Here is a 20,810-nt window from a genome sequence, read left to right as displayed (position 1 = left end):
TTTTTGTTTAATTTTTAATTTCAATAATCATGGAGGGAACTCTTAATTTAGTTGGTGCAGGTCTTATCGTAATCGGTGGAGGTCTTGGTCTTGGTCAAATTGGTGGAAAAGCAATGGAAGCTATTGCTCGTCAACCAGAAGCAGCAGGAAAAATCCAAACAGCAATGATCATCATTGGAGCACTTCTTGAAGGGCTTGCATTTGGAGCACTTATCTTAGGTAGTTAATATCTAACGATAACATTTTACAAAAAGAACACTTACCTGTAACGGTTGGTTACAGGTAGTGTTTTTAAAAATTAAAAATTAGTATTTTAAAGTAGAATAATGAATTTATTAGAAGATTTTTCACCTGGCTTGTTTTTTATGCAAGCGATCATTTTGATCATTCTTATTGTATTGCTAGGTAAATTTGCCTGGAAACCTATTCTTAGTGCTTTAAGTGAGCGTGAAGAAGGTATAGAAAGCGCTCTTAAAGCTGCTGAAAATGCAAAGCTAGAAATGGCAAGATTAGAAGCTTCTAATGAAGCTGCTGCTCAAGATGCTCGTGCTCAAAGAGATGAGATGCTTAAAGATGCACGTGAGATTAAAGAGCAAATGATAGCAGATGCTGCTGGTCAGGCTCAAGAAAAAGCAGATAAGATTATTGCTAGTGCTCAAGAAGCTATAGAATCTGAGAAAAAAGCTGCTCTTGCAGATATTAAATCTCAAGTAGCTGACCTTTCTCTAGATATTGCTGAGAAAGTAACTCGTAAAGAGCTTTCTGAGAAAGACGCACAATTAGCACTTATCGATAAAATGCTTGCTGAAGCAAATATTTAGAAACTATGAAATTATCAAGAGCTGCATCACGTTACTCAAAGGCCATTCTATCACTAGCTGTCGATAAGAATGAGGCTGCTGCTGTTAATGAAGATATGAAAAGCATCCTTGTGACTGTTTCTGAAAACAAGGAATTACGTAACTTTTTAGTGAGTCCTATCATAAAAGATGTTCAAAAACGAGATGGTTTACGTCAGGTATTTAAAGATACTGGTGCGATAACCATGAGTACTTTTGACCTTTTAGTAAGAAACAAACGTGCTGATATTCTTCTAGATGTAGCAACAAGTTATATATTACGTTTTGAAGAAATGAATAAACGTGAGATCGCAACGGTAACTACTGCTGTAGAAATCAGTGCAGATCTGGAGAATAAAGTACTAGCTAAGGCTAAGGAACTTGCAGGAAAAGAAGTAACACTTGAAAAAGTTATCGATCCATCTATATTAGGAGGTTTTGTCCTTAGGGTAGGTGATAGAGAGATAAACGCAAGTGTACAGAATAAATTTGGTGAACTTAAAAGAACATTTGCTACTAACTAGTAAGGTTTAAAAGTTTTCCGCTTTCGCGAAAGCGATATCATAACAAACAATACGATCTGTAAAAGGATCATTGAAACAAGTATAAAAATAAGAACATGGCAGAAGTAAATCCAGCAGAAGTATCTGCAATACTTAAGCAACAATTATCAGGTTTTGATGCAACTGCATCTCTTGATGAAGTGGGAACCGTACTTACCGTAGGTGATGGTATCGCACGTGTTTACGGTCTTTCTAACGCACAATATGGAGAACTTGTTTCTTTTGAAAGTGGACTAGAAGGAATCGTTCTTAACCTTGAAGAAGATAACGTAGGTGTTGTACTTCTAGGTAAATCTACAAGTATCAAAGAAGGTGATACTGTAAAACGTACTGAGCGTATTGCTTCCCTTAAAGTAGGTGAAGGAATCGTAGGTCGTGTAGTTAATACACTAGGAGAGCCTATCGATGGTAAAGGTCCTATAGAAGGTGATCTTTATGAAATGCCTCTTGAGCGTAAAGCACCTGGAGTAGTATATCGTGAGCCAGTTACAGAACCTATGCAAACTGGTATCAAATCTATTGATGCAATGATTCCTGTAGGTCGTGGACAGCGTGAGCTTGTAATCGGTGACCGTCAGACTGGTAAATCTACCGTTTGTATCGATACGATTATCAACCAAAAAGAATTTTATGATGCTGGGGAACCAGTATATTGTATATATGTTGCGATAGGACAAAAAGCGTCTAACGTGGCACTTATTTCTAAAGTACTAGAAGAGGCTGGAGCACTTGCTTATACAACTATAGTTGCTGCAAATGCATCTGATCCTGCACCGATGCAAGTATATGCACCGTTTGCTGGAGCAGCGATAGGTGAGTATTTCCGTGATACTGGTCGTCCTGCACTTATTATTTATGATGATTTATCAAAGCAAGCAGTTGCTTACCGTGAGGTATCTCTTTTACTACGTCGTCCACCAGGACGTGAGGCGTATCCTGGAGATGTATTCTTCTTACACTCTAGATTATTAGAGCGTGCTGCAAAGGTTATCAATAATGATGAAATTGCTGCAAGTATGAATGATTTACCGGAGAGTTTAAAGCCTATCGTAAAAGGTGGTGGATCTCTTACGGCACTTCCTATTATTGAAACGCAAGCTGGTGATGTATCTGCATATATCCCAACTAACGTTATTTCTATTACAGATGGACAGATTTTCTTAGATGGTGATTTGTTTAACTCTGGTGTACGTCCAGCAATTAACGTAGGTATCTCGGTATCTCGTGTAGGTGGTAATGCACAAATCAAATCGATGAAAAAAGTATCTGGTACTTTAAAGCTAGATCAAGCAGCTTATCGTGAATTAGAAGCATTTGCAAAATTTGGTTCTGATCTAGATGCAGCTACTTTAAGTATTATCGAAAAAGGTAAGAGAAACGTAGAGATCCTTAAACAAGGTCAAAACAATCCTTACCCTGTTGAAAATCAAATCGCAATTATCTATGCAGGTTCTAAGAACTTGTTAAGAAATGTGCCTATTGAGAAAGTAAAAGAATTTGAAAGAGACTACCTAGAACTTCTTAATGCAAAGCATAGAGGTACTCTAGATACTCTTAAAGCTGGAAAGCTTACTGACGAGGTGATTGATACACTTACAGCAGTAGCAAAAGATCTTTCTAGTAGATACTAAGAACTTAGAAGTTAGAGATGAGAAATTTGTTTCTCATCTCTAACCCTAAAATCTAACTTCTAACAAATTATGGCAAACCTTAAGGAAATAAGAAACAGAATATCGTCAGTATCATCTACCATGCAGATTACATCTGCTATGAAGATGGTGAGTGCGGCAAAGCTTAAAAAAGCACAAGATGCTATTACTGCAATGCGTCCTTATTCTGATAAGCTTACTGAAATTCTTCAAAGTCTTAGTTCGACTATGGAAGGCGATGCAGGTAGTAAATTTGCAGAACAACGTGAGGTAAATAAAGCACTAGTAGTTGCTATTACTTCTAACCGTGGTCTTGCAGGTGCTTTTAACTCTAACATCATTAAAGAACTGACTCGTTTAAATCAGGAAGAATTAAAAGGTGTTGCAGTTTCTTATATGGCTATAGGAAAAAAAGCAAATGATTTTGTAAGTAAAGCATCTCCTGTTCAATCTAATAAAAGTGATTTATTTGATGACATATCTTATGATAATGTTGCAGTAATCGCTGAAGAGTTGATGGAATTATTTGTTACTGGAGAGTTTGATAAAATCGTTATCGTTTATAACAGTTTTAAAAATGCTGCTACTCAAATAGTAAGAACTGAAGATTTCTTACCTCTTAAGCCAGTAGCTAAGGATGAAGAAGCGATTCAAGAACAAAAGGAACTGGACTATATTTTTGAGCCTTCTAAGGAAGAAATCATTGAAGAGTTAATTCCTAAGTCATTAAAGATGCAATTGTACAAAGGAGTGCGTGATTCTTGGGCTAGTGAGCACGGTGCACGTATGACAGCTATGCACAAAGCAACTGATAATGCAACAGAATTGAGAGATCAATTAAAACTAACGTATAACAAAGCACGTCAGGCAGCTATTACTAACGAGATCCTTGAGATCGTAGGTGGTGCTGAAGCATTGAATAACTAATTAATTCCTACTAAAGCAGGAATCTCCATAACCGGAGTGACATAAATAAACCCTTTCAGAATATTATTCTGAAAGGGTTTTTTAATGGCTGGAATTTTAAATAGTAAAATAATGTAGATATTGATGTAACATTTTGGTGATTTTGTATCTAAAGGATAAATCATTAAAATACCAATCATGAAATTTTTATTTAAACTATCATTAATCGCTGTTTTATTTTTTGTTCAACAAGTTAGTGCACAATTAGAGAGTGTGAGTCCTATCGTTACTGGTAGTGGGAATCCAGTACTATTTCTTCCTGGATTTGCAAGTAATGCATCTGTATGGGACGCAACAGTAACTCAATTTTCTAAAACAAACCAATGTCATATCATTGATTATGCTGGTTTTGGAAAAGTCGAGCCTATAGACTTTCCATGGTTGCCTACCATATTAGAAGATTTAAAAGCCTATGTACATTCCATTGATAATGATCAACTAGTAATAGTAGGTCATAGTATGGGTGGTACTATTGCAACATGGCTCGCCTCGCAGTCAGATTTAAAAATCAAAGAAATTATTATAGTAGATGGTTTACCTTGTACTGGAGCATTAATGTTTCCTAATTTCTCACCAGAAAGCATGACCTATGATAATCCTTATAATCAAAACATGCTGTCTATGGAAGATGCTGCTTTTGAGCAAATGGCTATGGGTATGGCACAAGGAATGGTCACCTCTTCTCAACACCAACTTGAAATTAAGCAGAGCATACTTAATTGTGATCGCAAAACTTATGTATATGGTTTTACAGATTATTTAAAACTAGATGTGAGACCCCTATTAAACAAGATCACTGTACCAGTCACTATTCTTGGAGCAGGTAAATTATATGGAGTAGAAGGAGCAACTCAAACTTATAAAAACCAATATAAGAATCTAAGTAGTTATAATTTAATTGTTAATAAGGATGCGATGCACTTTATAATGTTAGATGCTCCTATCTGGTTTCAAAAGCAACTCCAACTTATATTAGTCTAATGAATAAATATTCTAAAATAGATTTTGAAAAACTGTATCGAGAGCAGTATAATAAAGTGCTGCGGCTATGCATGGGTTATGTACAGGGTGACGAGCATGTAGCAAAAGATTTGCTGCAAGAGGTATTTATCAAAGTATGGCAGCATTGGGATAGTTTCAAAGGTGGTTCACAAAGATCTACATGGCTATACCGCATAACAGTAAATACTTGTTTACAACAATTACGTACTCACCAGAAATATATTAAAACCTCCATAGAAATATTAGATAAAGATACTACTGTATCTGAATCAATAGATAAAGAACAGCAGTTTAAAAGCCTTTATTCTTGTATTTATCAATTAACCAAAGAAAATCAATCGATTATTTTACTTGAGTTAGAAGGAATCCCTCAGAAGGAAATCGCTCTAATTATAGGAATAGAACATAATGCTCTTAGAACACGATTAAATCGTATTAAGACACAACTAACTAAATGCGTAAATAATGAAAACATTTGAAGAAATACAAAACTCTTGGTCACAGAATAAAGAACCTATAGATGAGGCTCTGTTGCCAACTATATCTAATCGCGTCAATCGCTTAAAAAACAAAAATAGAATCACTATAGCGGTTTTAATAGCTACGGTTGCTGTTCTTGTTGCATACCTTATTTGGGTGGGTTACACAGCGCCTGTGAGCTTTTATGTAGGTTTGTTTTTAATGGTAGGATCAATAGCTTATCGAGTGATTGCTGAACTTTTCTCTACACAAAAATTAGCAAAAATAGCACTAGATAATTCTTATAACAATTATAAGAGCGCAATTGAAAAATACTACAGGTCTAGGTTAATATTACACAAAGTGTTGACTCCTATTATTCTTGTTGTTTATTGGCTAGGTTTTATAATGCTTATACCTACGTTTAAAGAAAACTTATCTCATTTTTGGTTCAATTACACATGGATATCCAGTATTCCCATTGCGATAGCGATGCTGTTTTTTATTAGATATCATATCAAAAAAGAACAAGTTATTCTCGATAAATTATATAAAGAAACTTCTATCTCATAGGTGTAAATTGAGTGTATAGTTGATAATAGTTCCGCTTTCGCGAAAGCGGAACCATCATCTTACTTTTCTCTACCCATCTGGTTGTGCGCGCCATTTTAAAATATTCTTACAGTATAAGAATATAAATAATACTCCAGCTGCTAGTAATGCATAGCTCCAGTAGATATCTAAATAGTCCATAATGGTTAGGCATGGATCGACAGTATTATATTGTTCATAATGATAGTCACACCAGTCATTTTGATGTGTATCTATAATTATTAATATCAAAAAGATATAAGGTACAAACCCTACTATGGTAATGTTCATAAAGATAGAACCTATCAATTTATTTACTTTAGAAAGTCCTAAAAAGGCTACTGTAAGTATCAACGTACCTAGTATTAAGGTAAAATACATAACAAAATACTGTATCATCGAGCTGTAATCAACTACAAACCCAAAAAATGCTGCTATCAGACCTATTAATATCACGAGTAATACACTGGCTACTATAGAAAACAGTAAAGATTTTAAACTGGTCGTTCTGAAAATAAAGACAATACAAGCAAAGAAAAATGCCATCCATAAAAAGATATGGATGGTACCTTCAAATATGTTAGTCGTTTTTATCTCATCTATGTTTTTAAGAGCTTGCTTTAAAGAATTACTGTCTAGGTAATAGGTGCGCGATCTTAAAGAATTTTCATATATAACAAAGTCGTTTTCTTCTTGATAAGAAACGCTATGTTTATAAGGATATGAGCCATCATATATTATTTTCTTAACCTCATAAGGACTTTCTGTATAAGCTATGTCTAGCCAAGACTTTGTCGTTAGGTTATGCGATATACTGTAATCACTTGCTAGTTCTATAAAATCACCTAATAATTTATTATAGGCTTCCTTATCATGTTGGGTAATAAAAGCTTGGTGGTTTTCTATGAAGTCTTTTTGCTTCTTTGTAATCTTAGTAAATGGATTATAGTCATCTCTATATTGATAGTCATAAGAACTATACTCATCTTCTTCACCGTTATAAAATAACTTATTGTAATTGTAATAACTAGGTGCGCTAGTTTTTACATAACGATTCACATCTATGACTTCATCTTTAAAATAAAAGATTTGTTTATTGTCTTTAGTTTCATTGAGTATGTTACCAGTAACATCATAAGGATCAACAGATTTGTCTATAGGGTAAACCTGTTTTCTAAGACTATAGAACTGATAATAATTATCTTTAAATTCAAAATAAGGTTGGTCTACATCTACCGTACTGACTGCGGTAGCACAGTATAATTTATCAAAAGGATTAGGATTTCTTAATTGGTCCAGTTCATAACGAGAGAGATCGTGAGTGAAGAACGGTGCAGCAGCGTTAGTAAGTGCTATATCCTTTTCCATGCGCACATCATTATACGTTAATGTGACATAGGTTTGCATACCTAGTGTATAAGAATAGTAAAAGGTAGTTGCCGCTAGAAATATGATAAAATAGCTAGTAAACTGTTTAAATAGCTTTACCCTGCTATTAGGATAAAAATTCTTAAAAGCATTATTTCTAAATAATGAAATGAGCCATAACACAAGCAGTAATATGCTTACCATTACAGATATAAGAATAACCCCATTACTAAAGAAGTTTTCTATCGCACTATATCTCTGTAAAGACTCAGGATTCATAAGCGCCACACAACCTAGTAAATAAAACAAGATGTGTAAAATAAGAGAAATGGCTAGCATCCATACTATTTTAGTATTCCATAGCGTAGGATGGTTTTCTAAAAGCGCTTGGTTTTTTGCAGTTATAAATTTTTTCATGATTTGGCTGGATTAGGAAACAAAGAATCTTCTAGTAGAACTCGATATGTTACGTATGTAAGTAACCTCTATTTGGGCAGCACCTAGAGCATAGAGTACACGATAAAATTGTGTGTCACCAGCAAAATAAGCTAGGTAAACACCACCATTATAAACTAGTTTCTCAATAGGTAAATTTTCAAAGGCTTTTTTAATCGCTTCTCTATCGCTGGTACTATCTATTTCTATAATTAATTGATCGAGAGTCTCACCTTTAAAACTAGCATTGTTATCTGTATACTGACCATTTTTAAGGTAAATCACTTTATCAGATACTTTTTCTACTTCATACAACTGCTGTGAACTTAAAATTAAAGCAATAGGATTTACTACCGAGTTGCATATAGATTTTAAATCCTCTAGAACTACCTGTTGGGCTAGTACATCTAGATTTGCCAGTGGCTCATCTAATAGCATGACCTCTGGTTTGCGTAGTAACGTTCTAGCCAGTTCAAATCGCATTTTGTAACCAGAAGAAAGTTCACTCCATTTAAGCTGTTTATAATTCCATAGACCTAGTCTAGCAATCATCATGAGAACACGAGTCTCATTTTCCTCTGGAGCAACGCCGTAATTAGAAAGAACAAATTTGAGATTATCCTTAAGGCTACCGTACCAGGTTGCTGTGCGTTGCGGTATGTAAACTAATTTTGCACGCAGGTCATAGTCAGAGGCAATATCTTCTTTAAATACATAGTTTAAGGAACCACTCGTATTATTAAGCTCTCTAGCTAGAATGCGCAGTAAGGTAGTTTTACCATTACCATTTTCTCCTACCAGTCCATAAATATGTCCTTTTTTAATATCTATAGAAACCGGTCCTAGTTGAAAACCGCTTCTACCATAAGTTTTAGTAATATCACTAGCTGTTATTACAGGGCCTTGAGTAGATGCAGGTTCTACCTTTTTAGTTTGTAACAGACTCAAAACCTCCATAGATCTAGAGATTAATCCGGTCTCATTATTTACATGTTGTTCTTTCCAGTCGGTAAGAGCAATCATTTTTTTATAGACGTCCATATCTTGAGTGTCCATCGCGCAATCCATAAGCTTGCGATAGCCTAGAACAGTATCTTTATTATCAAAGAAGCTTTTCACCTCTTCCAGTCTTTGTAGGTATAATGACATAATTAGGGTTGGTTTAATTATATGTAACTCAATTTAAGTAAGTTATGATATAATATTTAATGGTTGTCTCGCTTTCGCGAAAACGGAATCCAAAAAAAGCAAGACCTCAATCCTGCTTTTATAAATTTAAATATTTTTAAGGGCTAGTAATTCCTTTCTACTAATTCTAGAAAACGGTCTGCATAGGCATCTTTTCCTTCCCAATTATTGTAATCTGGTTTCACCATAGTGTCTATAAAACTGTATGCATCGTTAAAAGTAGTCATGGTATTTAATTGCGATATCACGCGATTAAAATCCTGGTCGCTACCGTTAAAAAGGTGCTTAATAAAACCTAGACGGTCATTCATACCTATTTTAAGACCGCGATTTAAACGGTCATTAAGGGATAGAGGTTTATCGCTTGCATTAGTGTCATTTACTTTACGCTCAAAAACGGGCATAGTTTGAAAATCTGCAGTGATTTCTTCTAGATCGTTCTTTGTATATTTCTTTACATCTGGAATTACTATTTTTTCATCTACTACAGGTTTTGCTTCTTCTGTCTTCTCTACCTCTGGTGTTTCTACTTTTATAGGTTCTGGTTCAGGTGTTTTAATTTCTGGAATTTCAATTTGAGCACTAGTTTCAGGAACTTCATCAGGCATTTCTACCACCATTTTTTGTATGGTAGATATTCCTGGTAATTCTATTTCTTCTCTAGTATCCTCACCATTAGGCATGAAAAGTTCACTTAGATCATTGTTTGCAAAAGCATCTTCTACCTCTTCTTGTGTGTCTTCCATTACTTGCTCTACCTCTCCAGTAATAGAATCTACGTCTTCTTGTGCCTCGGTAAATGCATTTGAGAGTCTGCGTTCTATTTCTGCATCACCAGCAGTGGGCTGCACATCGGCAAAATGTTTTTCTGTAAAGGCAAGAACGGTAAGCTTTTCATATAATTCTTTGGCAATGGCTTGTAGCTCATTCACATCGTCCTTTTTCTTCAGTTGTAGAATACGGTGTGCTAGGCTAGTAAGATCTGCTGCTATTTTCTTTTTCATATTGGGATTATTGCCGCTGGTTTATTTGTATTTTTGAATTCTCAAAATGGGAAATGCATCCCACTTTTAACGCCTGTAAATTACAAAATGTTTCTAGAAAATACCGTTAATCATGAAGAGCAATTCGGCTGGATCGAGGTAATTTGTGGATCTATGTTCTCTGGTAAGACAGAAGAACTTATAAGACGTTTAAAACGAGCACAGTTTGCGCAACAAAAAGTAGAAATTTTTAAACCTGCTATAGATGTGCGATATGATGAGGAGATGGTGGTATCTCACGATTCTAATGAGATTCAAAGTACACCAGTTCCTGCAGCAGCAAATATTCCTTTACTAGCAAATGACTGCCAGGTAGTAGGAATAGATGAGGCTCAATTCTTTGACGACGAGATAGTAGCGGTGTGCAATGCATTGGCTAATCGTGGTATAAGAGTGATCGTTGCTGGACTAGATATGGATTTTAAAGGAAATCCATTCGGTCCTATGCCGGCACTTATGGCAACAGCAGAGTATGTTACCAAAGTGCATGCAGTATGCACCAGAACAGGTAATCTCGCTCAATATTCTTACCGTAAAACGGCAGACGAAGATGTGGTCATGCTAGGTGAACAACAGGAATATGAACCATTAAGTCGCGCAGCATATTATAAAGCGATGATAGCAAATAAGGTGAAGGATATGGATGTGGATGTAGAAGAAGTAAACGATAAAAATTTATCATAAAAATGCAACCAAAGGGTACGAGGCTAGAAGTGAATCTTAATGCCTTAGAGCATAATTACCATTATTTACGCAGCAAATTAGACCACGGCACAAAATTTATATCGGTCGTTAAGGCAAACGCCTATGGTCATGGTATTGTAGAAGTAGCACAAAAATTACAAGATTTAGGTACAGATTATTTTGCCACTGCTTATGTAGAAGAAGCGGTAGAGTTAAGAAATAATAAGATTGTTAAACCTATTTTAGTTTTACATGCACAACAGCACAATTTAGAGATATGTATAGATCGCTGTCTAGAACCAGTTATTTATAGTGTAGAAATGCTGGATGCTTTTACCGCTTTCGCGAAAGCGAAAAACCAACAGTCTTATCCCATACATATAGAGTTTAACACAGGATTAAATCGTATAGGAATAGATGCGGTAGATCTAGATAAAGTGCTAGATAAAATAAAGTCCTCTCCAGAAATAAAAGTAAGAGGACTACAGTCGCATCTTGCAGCGAGTGAAGATTTAGATGAAGAGGCGTTTACTAATAAACAAATCTTGCTCTTTGAAAAACTAGCAGATAGAATGCAAGATGTACTAGGCTATGAAATTCTCAAACATGAATCAAATACCAGTGGCATACTCAATTTTAAGAGTGCGCATTTTAGTATGGTAAGATCTGGGATAGGGCTTTATGGTTTTGGTAATGATTTAAAATTTGATAAGCATTTAAAACCTATAGGTACTTTAATCTCTAACATCTCACAAATTAGAACCATCGAAGCTGGAGAAACGGTGAGTTATAACCGCATGTTTGTGGCAAAGGATCGTACTACTTATGCAGTAGTAGCTATAGGTCATGGTGACGGTATTAACCGTATTTATGGTTATGGAAAATTAAAAGTTCAAGTTAATGGGCATGCAGCACCTACATTAGGTATTATATGTATGGACATGTTAATGATAGATATTACTGGTATAGAAGCAAGCGTAGGTGACGAGGTTGTCATTTTTGATCCACAAGTACATACTTCAAGACAAATGGCTGAAGATGCTGGTACAATATCATATGAATTACTTACCGGAATCCAGAAAAGAGTAAAACGTGTTTATTTAAGTAATTAATCGGTAATAGATGTATAACGTCTGATTTTTGTTTCTGAGTGCAACCATTTTTTCTTAAGTTTTTGTTAACAGGTTTAAATAAATTAAATTTGCAGTATCATTTTAACTAAATAATCAAAAAGATGCTTAAAGAATTTAAGAGTTTTATCATGACAGGTAATGTCATAGACCTAGCAGTAGCAGTTATCCTTGCAGGAGCAATAGGTGCAGTAGTAAAAGGATTTGTAGACCTTATCATGATGCCTATTATAGGACATTTTGCTGGTGGAGTAGACTTCAAAGATATGAAGGTAGTACTAACTGAAGCAATGGTAGGTGCAGATGGTGTAATCACTAAACCAGAAAATGCTATTTTATATGGTGCTTGGGTAAATACAATTATCTCTTTAATCATTGTTGGTTTTGTACTTTTCATGATTGTAAAAGCTTATAACAAAACTAAGAAACCAGTAGAGGCTCCAGCACCAGCAGGACCTTCAGCTGAAGAAAAATTACTTGCAGAGATACGTGATGCTATCAAAACGCAAAAATAATATATAGGTTTTAACCTACTTATTAAACCGCCTTATTGTAAGATAAGGCGGTTTTTTTGTGCTTAATAAGTATGCTGGTAAGTCACATTTGTTAATTATTAAACAATTTGTGCAAAATTGAAAATATTGGATAATTGTATGGTTAAGAAGGTCTGACTATATACTTTTACTTCCTAAATTTAAAATAATGAAAATAGCTGTAGTAGGTGTTACCGGTATGGTAGGCCAGGTCATGCTGCGTATCCTTGAAGAACGCAACCTAAATGTTTCAACTCTTATACCAGTTGCCTCAGAAAAATCTGTTGGTACTGAGGTTACCTTTAAGAATAAACAGTATAAGGTAGTAAGTATGAAACAGGCTATTGAGATGAAACCAGATATAGCTCTGTTTTCTGCTGGTGGTTCTGTGAGTTTAGAATTTGCTCCACAGTTTGCTGCAGTAGGAACAACCGTTATAGATAATTCTAGTGCTTTTAGAATGGATGCAGATAAGAAACTTATCGTTCCAGAAATAAATGCTGCTTCTCTTACTAAGGAAGATAAAATTATAGCAAATCCTAATTGTTCTACTATCCAGATGGTGGCTACTATGTCGCCACTTCATAAGAAATACGGTATAAAAAGATTAGTTATCTCTACATATCAGTCCATCACAGGTACTGGTGTAAAAGCAGTGGAACAACTAGAAAATGAATTTCAAGGTAAAAAAGGTCCTATGGCTTATCCTTACCAGATTCATAAAAATGCCATTCCTCACTGTGACGTATTTGAAGAAAACGGATACACAAAAGAAGAGATGAAACTGGTTAATGAAACTCAAAAAATCTTAGACGATAGAACCATCGCTGTTACTGCAACTGCGGTACGTATTCCTGTAGTAGGTGGACATTCAGAGAGTGTGAATGTAGAATTTAGAAATGAATTTGATGAGTCTGCTGTTAGAAAATTATTGTCAGATACACCTGGTATTACAGTACAAGATAATGTAGATGTTAATGTATATCCTATGCCTTTAATGGCACATGGAAAAGATGACGTCTTTGTAGGCCGTATAAGAAGAGATTATTCTCAAGAAAATACCGTTAATATGTGGATCGTGTCAGATAACCTTAGAAAAGGTGCTGCTACTAACGCTGTTCAAATCGCAGAATACCTTATAGCGAATGATTTAGTTTAAAAAGACATCCTTTAACAAGCCAGTGAGTATTTTTATCTAACTTTACGTATCTAACGTTATAAGTTATGTTTAAAAAAATACTCACTGGTTTTTTAGTATCCTTTTGTTTTGTAGTTCATGCACAATTCTGGACAGAAAACTCTTCTGGATTTGCGAATAACCTAACCGGTTTAAATAGATTTCATGTAGTTGATGAAAATGTAGCATGGGCCATTGCTTATGATGGTGTGAATACTATAAATAATGTACAACAGTTTTCTAAAACAGATGACTCTGGTAATACTTGGAGTGCAGGTTCCTTTGACCTGGGAGATACCGGTTTAGGTATTTCTGATGTGAGTGGTGTAGATGGCACTACAGCTTTTGTAGCTGCTCATCCTAGGCAAGCAGGACAACAAGGTGGTATTTGGAAAACTATAGACGCAGGTATGACATGGACACAACAGACAGGCGCAGCTTTTAATTCGGCTACGAGTTTTCCTAATGTAGTTCATTATTTTGATGCAAATAATGGTCTTGCAATAGGAGACCCAGCAAATGGATACTGGGAAATTTACAGCTCTAATGATGGAGGTGCCACTTATACCAGAATCCCTTCTTCAAGCTTACCGAGTCCGTTGAGTAATGAGACAGGATTTTTAGCACAATTTGCCTATTCAGGAAATAGTATATGGTTTACCACCAGCGCAGGACGTATCGTTCATTCTGCAGATAGAGGTGTGAGTTGGAGTGTGTATCAATCTCCACTAAGCAATTTTGGCGGGACAGCTATTTCTGGAGATATCTCTTTTGCAACCGCAACTAGAGGTGTTATTCAAGATAATTCAGGAAATTTATACCGATCTACAGATGCAGGAGCAAACTGGACGACTATAGTCTTATCAGGTACCGGCGCACCTTATGGTGGTGCCATTACCTACATTCCTAATACTACCAGTATGGTGAGTACAGGTGGTGAAGTGAGTTTTGCAGGTAGTTCTTACTCTCGTGATGATGGTGTTACATGGATTAATATCGATACAGATCAACATGTAGATAATGTCTTTTTTAATACCACAGTAGGTTATAGCGGTAGTTTTAGTAACGCAACTACTGGTCAAGGTGTATTTACCTATACAGGAAATGTACTTAGTGAAAACTCTATAGAAGATAGATTTGACGTAATTTTAGTTCATAATACTATTCAAGAACAGTTAGAAATCACCACAGATCAAAATATATTGAGTACCGATATATATGATTTACATGGTCGCTTGATAACCACTTCTACAAGTGCTATCATAAACACTAATCAATTGAAGTCAGGAATCTATTTAGCTCAAATCACTACAGATTTAGGTAAAAGAACTTCTAAATTTATAAAACAATAGTTATGAAAAAATGGCTTTATGGAGTAGCAGCTCTAGCAACATTAATCTCTTGTGAAGAAGAAAAGAAAGAACAAAAAAGTATGGCAATGACTTATCCGCAAACTAAAAAAGTGGATACCGTAGACGTATATCACGGTACAGAAGTAGCAGATCCTTATAGATGGTTAGAAGATGACCGTAGTGAAGAAACAGGTAATTGGGTAAAAGATCAAAATAAAACTACTCAAGGCTTCTTATCTCAAATTAAATATAGAGATGAGATTAAAGAAAGACTTACTGAGCTGTGGAACTATGAGAAAGTTGGCGCTCCATTTATAGAAGGAGATTATGCTTATTTCTATAAGAACGATGGTTTACAAAATCAGTACGTTATTTATAGATATATGAAAGATAGCGATCCAGAAACTGCTGAAGTATTTCTAGATCCCAATACATTTAGTGAAAAAGGAACCACTTCTTTAGGTGGTACTAGTTTTACAAAAGACGGTTCTTTATTTGCCTATTCTATAAGTGAAGGTGGTAGTGACTGGAGAAAGGTAATCGTTATGGATGTAAAGTCCATGAAGCAAGTGGGAGATACCATCATAGATGTAAAATTCTCAGGTATGTCATGGAAAGGAAATGACGGTTTCTTCTATTCTAGTTATGATAAACCAGATGGTAGTGAGTTAAGTGCTATGACAGACCAGCATAAGTTATACTATCATAAATTAGGAACTCCACAAAGTGAAGACAAAGTCATATTTGGTGGTACACCAGACCAGAAATACAGATATATAGGCGGTGGTGTTACAAAAGATCAAAAATTCTTAGTCATCTCAGGTAGCACCTCTACTAACGGTGGTAAAATGTGGATGCAAGAATTAAATAAACCTAATGCTCCTCTAGTTGCTGTGGTAGATAATTTTGATACCAATACGTACTTACTTCATAATGAAGGGACAAAACTCTGGTTAGTTACCGACTACAACGCACCTAATAAAAGAATAGTAATGACAGACTTTTCAAATCCTACACAGGACACTTGGAAAGATGTCATTCCAGAAACAGAGCATGTGTTATCTCCATCTACTGCTGGTGGGTATATTTTTACAGAATATATGGTAGATGCGGTTTCTCAAGTAAAACAATACCGTTATGATGGTACTTTAGTAAGAGAAGTAAAACTACCAGGAATAGGTAACGTAGGTGGTTTTGGAGCAAAAGAAAAAGACGCAACTTTATATTATAGCTTTACTAACTATACAACTCCAGGTAGTACTTATTTATACAACATAGAAAAAGGAACGTCAGAGTTATATCGCAAGCCAGAAATTAAGTTCAATAGCGACAACTTTGAGAGTAAACAAGTTTTCTATGCATCTAAAGATGGTACAAAAATACCTATGATCATATCTTACAAAAAAGGGATGGTATTAGATGGTAAGAATCCAACGATTCTATATGGTTATGGAGGCTTTAATGTTTCTCTTAATCCTGGTTTTTCAGTTACTAGAGCAGCATGGATGGAAATGGGTGGCGTTTATGCCGTTGCAAACCTACGTGGTGGTGGAGAGTATGGTAAAAAATGGCACGACCAAGGGACTAAAATGCAAAAACAAAACGTATTTGACGATTTTATAGCCGCAGGAGAATGGCTCAAAGAAAATAAATATACAGACACAAAACACCTTGCTATTCAAGGTGGTTCTAATGGTGGTTTGTTAGTAGGAGCTACTATGACACAACGTCCAGACCTAGCAGGAGTTGCTTTTCCTGCAGTAGGAGTTCTAGACATGTTGCGTTATAATAAATTCACAGCAGGTGCTGGTTGGGCATACGATTATGGAACTGCCGAGGATAATCCAGAAATGTTTGAATACCTTAAAGGATATTCTCCACTTCATAACATTAAAGAAGGCGTTTCTTATCCGGCAACTATGGTTACCACAGGAGACCATGATGATCGTGTAGTACCAGCACATTCCTTTAAGTTTGCGGCAGAGCTGCAGTCTAAGCAGGCAGGTGATGCACCTACTCTAATAAGAATAGAAACAGACGCTGGGCATGGCGCAGGAAAATCTACCGAGCAACAGATTCAAGAATGGACAGATATCTATGGTTTCGGTCTATTTAATATGGGATATGAAACTTTACCAGAGGTAAAATCTCAAGTAAAAATGTAATCGTACGTATTATAGAATATAGAAAATCCATGTCATAAGATATGGGTTTTCTTTTGCCTCAATATTTATAAGTGTTCCGCTTTCGCGAAAGCGGAATAACAACCATCCATACTCTAGTTACAATTAATTAACCTAACAAAAATGATCTCATAAAACTGCGTTAACTCCTTTATTACAAAGGTAGTTGTTCTTTGTAGTTACCTAATAAACCAAGAAATGAAAAAAGTTATTTATGCGTTTTGTGCGCTAGCATTCTTAAGTTGTAAAGAAGATGATGATAGTGTAGAGTTAATCAGCCAGTCTACCGAAGTTAATTTTCAAAGAGCAGCTACCATACAAGTAGGAGGTGAAGGAAGTGCAGAAATAAGTGCTTATGATAAAGTAAGTAAAAAACTTTTTGTCATCAATGCAGATGTTAATCAAGTAAGTGTTTATGACCTTACAGATCCTAGTATACCTCTAGAACAACCAGCTATATTATTAACATCTGGTGCGCCTAATAGTGTAGCAGTAGGAGATGGTATTATAGCAGTCGCTATAGAAAATGATAATAAGCAGCTTAATGGTACCGTAGCTACTTATGACATTGCAACTCAAAATTTACTAAATACATATACTGTAGGTGCGTTGCCAGACATGGTTACTTTTACACCAGATAATTCTAAAATAGTGGTTGCTTGTGAGGGAGAACCTAATGACGATTATACTATTGATCCAGAAGGCACCGTGGGGATTATTAACGTTGTAAGTGGTAACGTGCAACTAGTAGATTTTTCAGTTTTAAACAGTCAGGAGACCAGTTTAAAAGCAGACGGTGTTAGAATTTTTGGTCCAGGAGCAAGTGTAGCACAAGATCTAGAACCAGAATATATAGTAGTGTCTCAAGATGGTACAACAGCTTTTGTAACCTGTCAGGAAAACAATGCTCTTATGAGTGTTAACCTAGAAACGGCTACGATTAATTTTATTAAAGCATATGGAACTAAAGATTATAGCCAGCCATTAAATTCCCTAGATGCTAGCGATAGAGATAATGTTACTGAATTAAAAAACTGGCCGGTACTATCTTATTACCATCCAGATGGCATGGACATTGCAAATATTAATGGATTAGAATTAATCGTTACTGCAAATGAAGGTGACGCTCGTGATTATGACGGCTATTCTGAAGAAGAACGTCTTAAAGATATCACCCTAGACCCAACTGCTTTTCCTAATGCAGTAATGTTACAAGAAGATGAAAACGTAGGTCGCCTAAAAATTACTACTGCAAATGGTGATGTAGATAATGACGGTGATTATGATGTGATTTATGGTTATGGAGGTCGTAGTTTCAGTTTCTGGAATACTAACGGTGACCTAGTTTATGATAGCGGTAATAGCATTGCAGAAAATACACTAGCTATTAACCCAGCTAGATTTAATGATGAAGACAAAAGAAGTGATGATAAGGGTGCAGAGCCAGAAGCTGTTGCTATATTAGAGATTAAAAGTAGTATAGAAAAAACCACTCCTTTATCTAATCGTTTTATACTAGCAGTAGCTATGGAACGCACTGATGGTGTTTTACTATATGATGTAACTAACCCTAGTAATCCTGTATTTTTAACATGGTTACAAGCTATGGGTGATGAAGCACCAGAAAGTCTTGTAATGATACCACGTGAAGATAGTGGTAATGATAAAGCGCTTTTAATAGTAAGTAATGAAGACAGTGGTACAGTAAACATATATCAAAATGTAGTTACTGATTAATAATTAAGTAATATTTTATATAACCCATGTCTGAAAAGGCATGGGTTTTTATTTCTTTAAAATAATCAGTCGATGCCTATTTTGATTTATAAGCTTTTATTAATTTGAGCACCTATTTACTAATCAACCCCTAACAGTAATGTTTATTTCTAATAATACTAAAAGAGTTACACTATTTTTACTTTGTTTTTTCTCCACTTTAATTTGCTATTCTCAACAAGATTTAATTAATAATTATGTGCGTAAAGCACGTGGTAATTTCGGTAAACAAGATTCTTTAAAGCATTATGGAAACCTGTTGATAGCTATTAAAGATAGTAGTGCACAAGCGCAAGGTTATTTATTTAATGCTCACGCTATGCGTACAGTTAATAAAGTAGATAGTGCCATTTATTACTCTTCTAAGGCAAATAATCTAGTACCTAATAAAGGTTTAAGATTAAAAACACGTGTTATTAATTTTACAACTTCTTGTTTTCTTGCAACTAGAAAATTTGAACTTGCGTTAAAAGAAGCTACACTTTTAGAGCAGATTGCTTTAAAAATGAAAGATGAAAGACAGCTAGCAGCAGCACTTAGCTTAAAAGCTAGAGCACAGGACGGTCTCGGAGACTTTGAGAAGGCGATGAAGAACATTGTAAAGGCAGTAAATATTCAAGAGAAGGTAGATTCTAGACCTCTAGCAAATATGTACACACAAATTGCTATTACTTACAACCACATGAACCAGCCAGCACTGTCACTGCCATGGTTTAAAAAATCACTAGAACAAGCAGTAAAGAATAAAAATGTAAGATCTGAACTTAACGCTATTAATAATCTAGCTAGTCATTATCATTTACTTAAGAATATAGATAGCAGTAAGTTTTATTATTCTAAATTATTACAAAAAGAGAATCAACTTAATCCATTCCAAAAAATGGGGGCTTACCTTTCACTAGCTAGAATAAATGTAGATATGGGTGAAGTAGATAAAGCAATAAAACATTTGGAGCTAGCTAAAACACTTAACTTACCAAATATTAAAAATTCCAATACTGCTATTTCTTTTCTATCGATAGAACAAAAGATAGCACGTAAAAAAGAAGATTTTGAACTTGCAGAGGTATTTATTGACTCAATAATGAGTATAACCAACAATGGTGAGTTAAATCAGATTAATTATCCTTTTCTATTAGAAAAAGCAACTCTATATGAAGAGAAAAAAGAATATGAAAAAGCCTTCAAAACGTTAAATAAATACACTGTATTTAAAGATAGTATAGATAATAATACAAATTTGGCCATAATTCAAAATTCGGCCGATTTTTATCAACTAGAAGAGAAAGAAGAAGATTTACTTATTGCTCTTACAGAAAATGAGAGCTCACAAAACACTATAATTTGGTTGTCAATCATTGGGATTTTGATAATTATAGCACTCTTATTCTTATTTAAAAGATACCGTAACAGTAAAATCAGAGAGAAAGAATTAGAAAAAAAGCATAAGGAAATCTTAGTATCTTTTGAAAAATTACAAGAACAAATAATTGACAACAAAAAACCAAATGCACCAGATCATATACTATTAAATTCAAAACATATTGTGAAATTAGACCAGTTAGAGTATGTTAAAAGTGAGGGTCATTATCTAGATTATTTCATAGAAGGAACGTCATTACCGCTTACAGAACGTAGCGCGTTAAAAGAAAGAATAAATCAGTTAGAAACTAGTGGTTTTTTACAAGTTCATAGATCTTATGTGATTAATATTAAAAAAGTAAAAACTATTCATAGCGCCTTGGTAATTATGGAGACAGGTAATAAAATCCCTCTCTCTCGTACTTTTAAACAGCGTTTAAAAGAAGAAGATCATCCATTATTTACATGATTATGTAAACGCTTTCCTGAGATTGAAAATGTTTTTAATGT

At 35.0% G+C, this 20,810-nt stretch carries 19 protein-coding genes; 16 read left to right on the top strand and 3 right to left on the bottom strand.

Annotation, left to right across the window (positions count from 1 at the left end; genetic code table 11):
- Positions 1 to 29: 29 nt before the first annotated feature.
- From atpE to LY01_RS02150, 8 genes are all read left to right on the top strand, one after another.
- A complete protein-coding gene (atpE, locus tag LY01_RS02190; RefSeq protein ID WP_104514168.1) occupies positions 30 to 227 on the top strand; it encodes an ATP synthase F0 subunit C in 198 nt (65 codons plus the stop codon).
- A gap of 99 nt (positions 228 to 326) precedes the next feature.
- Positions 327 to 821 (top strand): F0F1 ATP synthase subunit B, encoded by a 495-nt coding sequence (locus tag LY01_RS02185; RefSeq protein WP_104514167.1) that lies wholly within the window; start codon positions 327 to 329, stop codon positions 819 to 821.
- A 5-nt stretch (positions 822 to 826) separates the two neighbouring features.
- Positions 827 to 1,363 carry an ATP synthase F1 subunit delta gene (atpH, locus tag LY01_RS02180; protein ID WP_104514166.1) on the top strand — a complete coding sequence of 179 codons (537 nt, stop codon included), beginning with the start codon at positions 827 to 829 and terminating at the stop codon, positions 1,361 to 1,363.
- A gap of 95 nt (positions 1,364 to 1,458) precedes the next feature.
- Positions 1,459 to 3,033 carry a F0F1 ATP synthase subunit alpha gene (gene atpA / locus LY01_RS02175; protein WP_104514165.1) on the top strand — a complete coding sequence of 525 codons (1,575 nt, stop codon included), beginning with the start codon at positions 1,459 to 1,461 and terminating at the stop codon, positions 3,031 to 3,033.
- Between the two features lie 69 nt (positions 3,034 to 3,102).
- Positions 3,103 to 3,978 (top strand): ATP synthase F1 subunit gamma, encoded by an 876-nt coding sequence (atpG, locus tag LY01_RS02170; protein WP_104514164.1) that lies wholly within the window; start codon positions 3,103 to 3,105, stop codon positions 3,976 to 3,978.
- A gap of 177 nt (positions 3,979 to 4,155) precedes the next feature.
- Positions 4,156 to 4,998 carry an alpha/beta fold hydrolase gene (locus LY01_RS02160; RefSeq protein WP_104514162.1) on the top strand — a complete coding sequence of 281 codons (843 nt, stop codon included), beginning with the start codon at positions 4,156 to 4,158 and terminating at the stop codon, positions 4,996 to 4,998.
- A complete protein-coding gene (locus tag LY01_RS02155) occupies positions 4,998 to 5,498 on the top strand; it encodes an RNA polymerase sigma factor (protein ID WP_104514161.1) in 501 nt (166 codons plus the stop codon). Before LY01_RS02160 ends, LY01_RS02155 begins: the two co-directional genes overlap by 1 nt.
- Positions 5,485 to 6,051: a hypothetical protein gene (locus tag LY01_RS02150; protein ID WP_104514160.1), complete on the top strand. Its 567-nt coding sequence runs from the start codon at positions 5,485 to 5,487 to the stop codon at positions 6,049 to 6,051. The genes LY01_RS02155 and LY01_RS02150 overlap by 14 nt, the downstream gene beginning before the upstream one ends.
- A gap of 69 nt (positions 6,052 to 6,120) precedes the next feature.
- Here LY01_RS02150 and LY01_RS02145 read toward each other — a convergent pair whose 3' ends face one another.
- From LY01_RS02145 to LY01_RS02135, 3 genes are all read right to left on the bottom strand, one after another.
- Positions 6,121 to 7,854 carry a hypothetical protein gene (locus LY01_RS02145; protein WP_104514159.1) on the bottom strand — a complete coding sequence of 578 codons (1,734 nt, stop codon included), beginning with the start codon at positions 7,852 to 7,854 and terminating at the stop codon, positions 6,121 to 6,123.
- Between the two features lie 12 nt (positions 7,855 to 7,866).
- On the bottom strand, positions 7,867 to 9,021 hold the full coding sequence (locus LY01_RS02140; RefSeq protein WP_104514158.1) for an ABC transporter ATP-binding protein: 1,155 nt from the start codon (positions 9,019 to 9,021) through the stop codon (positions 7,867 to 7,869).
- A gap of 143 nt (positions 9,022 to 9,164) precedes the next feature.
- Positions 9,165 to 10,064, bottom strand: a complete 900-nt coding sequence (locus LY01_RS02135; protein WP_104514157.1) for a hypothetical protein — start codon at positions 10,062 to 10,064, stop codon at positions 9,165 to 9,167.
- 87 nt (positions 10,065 to 10,151) lie between these two features.
- Between LY01_RS02135 and LY01_RS02130 the strand changes: the two genes are divergently transcribed.
- From LY01_RS02130 to LY01_RS02095, 8 genes are all read left to right on the top strand, one after another.
- Positions 10,152 to 10,787 carry a thymidine kinase gene (locus tag LY01_RS02130; RefSeq protein WP_104514156.1) on the top strand — a complete coding sequence of 212 codons (636 nt, stop codon included), beginning with the start codon at positions 10,152 to 10,154 and terminating at the stop codon, positions 10,785 to 10,787.
- Between the two features lie 2 nt (positions 10,788 to 10,789).
- On the top strand, positions 10,790 to 11,899 hold the full coding sequence (alr, locus tag LY01_RS02125) for an alanine racemase (RefSeq protein ID WP_104514155.1): 1,110 nt from the start codon (positions 10,790 to 10,792) through the stop codon (positions 11,897 to 11,899).
- Between the two features lie 122 nt (positions 11,900 to 12,021).
- Positions 12,022 to 12,432, top strand: a complete 411-nt coding sequence (gene mscL / locus LY01_RS02120) for a large conductance mechanosensitive channel protein MscL (protein ID WP_104514154.1) — start codon at positions 12,022 to 12,024, stop codon at positions 12,430 to 12,432.
- A 187-nt stretch (positions 12,433 to 12,619) separates the two neighbouring features.
- Complete coding sequence (locus LY01_RS02115; RefSeq protein WP_104514153.1) at positions 12,620 to 13,609, top strand: aspartate-semialdehyde dehydrogenase; 990 nt, start codon at positions 12,620 to 12,622, stop codon at positions 13,607 to 13,609.
- 65 nt (positions 13,610 to 13,674) lie between these two features.
- The gene (locus tag LY01_RS02110; protein ID WP_104514152.1) at positions 13,675 to 14,979 is read left to right on the top strand and encodes a T9SS type A sorting domain-containing protein; all 1,305 of its coding nucleotides are present in this window, start codon (positions 13,675 to 13,677) and stop codon (positions 14,977 to 14,979) included.
- A 2-nt stretch (positions 14,980 to 14,981) separates the two neighbouring features.
- The gene (locus LY01_RS02105; protein ID WP_104514151.1) at positions 14,982 to 17,144 is read left to right on the top strand and encodes a prolyl oligopeptidase family serine peptidase; all 2,163 of its coding nucleotides are present in this window, start codon (positions 14,982 to 14,984) and stop codon (positions 17,142 to 17,144) included.
- Between the two features lie 216 nt (positions 17,145 to 17,360).
- Positions 17,361 to 18,899 carry a choice-of-anchor I family protein gene (locus LY01_RS02100; RefSeq protein WP_104514150.1) on the top strand — a complete coding sequence of 513 codons (1,539 nt, stop codon included), beginning with the start codon at positions 17,361 to 17,363 and terminating at the stop codon, positions 18,897 to 18,899.
- A gap of 139 nt (positions 18,900 to 19,038) precedes the next feature.
- Positions 19,039 to 20,769: a LytTR family transcriptional regulator gene (locus tag LY01_RS02095; RefSeq protein ID WP_104514149.1), complete on the top strand. Its 1,731-nt coding sequence runs from the start codon at positions 19,039 to 19,041 to the stop codon at positions 20,767 to 20,769.
- Positions 20,770 to 20,810 lie beyond the last annotated feature (41 nt).

The sequence above is a fragment of the Nonlabens xylanidelens genome, assembly GCF_002934445.1.
GTDB lineage: Bacteria > Bacteroidota > Bacteroidia > Flavobacteriales > Flavobacteriaceae > Nonlabens > Nonlabens xylanidelens.
This window is presented reverse-complemented; position numbering and strand designations above follow the sequence as displayed.

What these genes read in the sequence shown, in the direction of transcription:
- atpE (WP_104514168.1), top strand. Translation starts at nt 30, where the DNA reads ATGGAGGGAACTCTTAATTTAGTTGGTGCAGGTCTTATCGTAATCGGT.
- LY01_RS02185 (WP_104514167.1), top strand. Translation starts at nt 327, where the DNA reads ATGAATTTATTAGAAGATTTTTCACCTGGCTTGTTTTTTATGCAAGCG.
- atpH (WP_104514166.1), top strand. Translation starts at nt 827, where the DNA reads ATGAAATTATCAAGAGCTGCATCACGTTACTCAAAGGCCATTCTATCA.
- atpA (WP_104514165.1), top strand. Translation starts at nt 1,459, where the DNA reads ATGGCAGAAGTAAATCCAGCAGAAGTATCTGCAATACTTAAGCAACAA.
- atpG (WP_104514164.1), top strand. Translation starts at nt 3,103, where the DNA reads ATGGCAAACCTTAAGGAAATAAGAAACAGAATATCGTCAGTATCATCT.
- LY01_RS02160 (WP_104514162.1), top strand. Translation starts at nt 4,156, where the DNA reads ATGAAATTTTTATTTAAACTATCATTAATCGCTGTTTTATTTTTTGTT.
- LY01_RS02155 (WP_104514161.1), top strand. Translation starts at nt 4,998, where the DNA reads ATGAATAAATATTCTAAAATAGATTTTGAAAAACTGTATCGAGAGCAG.
- LY01_RS02150 (WP_104514160.1), top strand. Translation starts at nt 5,485, where the DNA reads ATGAAAACATTTGAAGAAATACAAAACTCTTGGTCACAGAATAAAGAA.
- LY01_RS02145 (WP_104514159.1), bottom strand. Translation starts at nt 7,854, where the DNA reads ATGAAAAAATTTATAACTGCAAAAAACCAAGCGCTTTTAGAAAACCAT.
- LY01_RS02140 (WP_104514158.1), bottom strand. Translation starts at nt 9,021, where the DNA reads ATGTCATTATACCTACAAAGACTGGAAGAGGTGAAAAGCTTCTTTGAT.
- LY01_RS02135 (WP_104514157.1), bottom strand. Translation starts at nt 10,064, where the DNA reads ATGAAAAAGAAAATAGCAGCAGATCTTACTAGCCTAGCACACCGTATT.
- LY01_RS02130 (WP_104514156.1), top strand. Translation starts at nt 10,152, where the DNA reads ATGTTTCTAGAAAATACCGTTAATCATGAAGAGCAATTCGGCTGGATC.
- alr (WP_104514155.1), top strand. Translation starts at nt 10,790, where the DNA reads ATGCAACCAAAGGGTACGAGGCTAGAAGTGAATCTTAATGCCTTAGAG.
- mscL (WP_104514154.1), top strand. Translation starts at nt 12,022, where the DNA reads ATGCTTAAAGAATTTAAGAGTTTTATCATGACAGGTAATGTCATAGAC.
- LY01_RS02115 (WP_104514153.1), top strand. Translation starts at nt 12,620, where the DNA reads ATGAAAATAGCTGTAGTAGGTGTTACCGGTATGGTAGGCCAGGTCATG.
- LY01_RS02110 (WP_104514152.1), top strand. Translation starts at nt 13,675, where the DNA reads ATGTTTAAAAAAATACTCACTGGTTTTTTAGTATCCTTTTGTTTTGTA.
- LY01_RS02105 (WP_104514151.1), top strand. Translation starts at nt 14,982, where the DNA reads ATGAAAAAATGGCTTTATGGAGTAGCAGCTCTAGCAACATTAATCTCT.
- LY01_RS02100 (WP_104514150.1), top strand. Translation starts at nt 17,361, where the DNA reads ATGAAAAAAGTTATTTATGCGTTTTGTGCGCTAGCATTCTTAAGTTGT.
- LY01_RS02095 (WP_104514149.1), top strand. Translation starts at nt 19,039, where the DNA reads ATGTTTATTTCTAATAATACTAAAAGAGTTACACTATTTTTACTTTGT.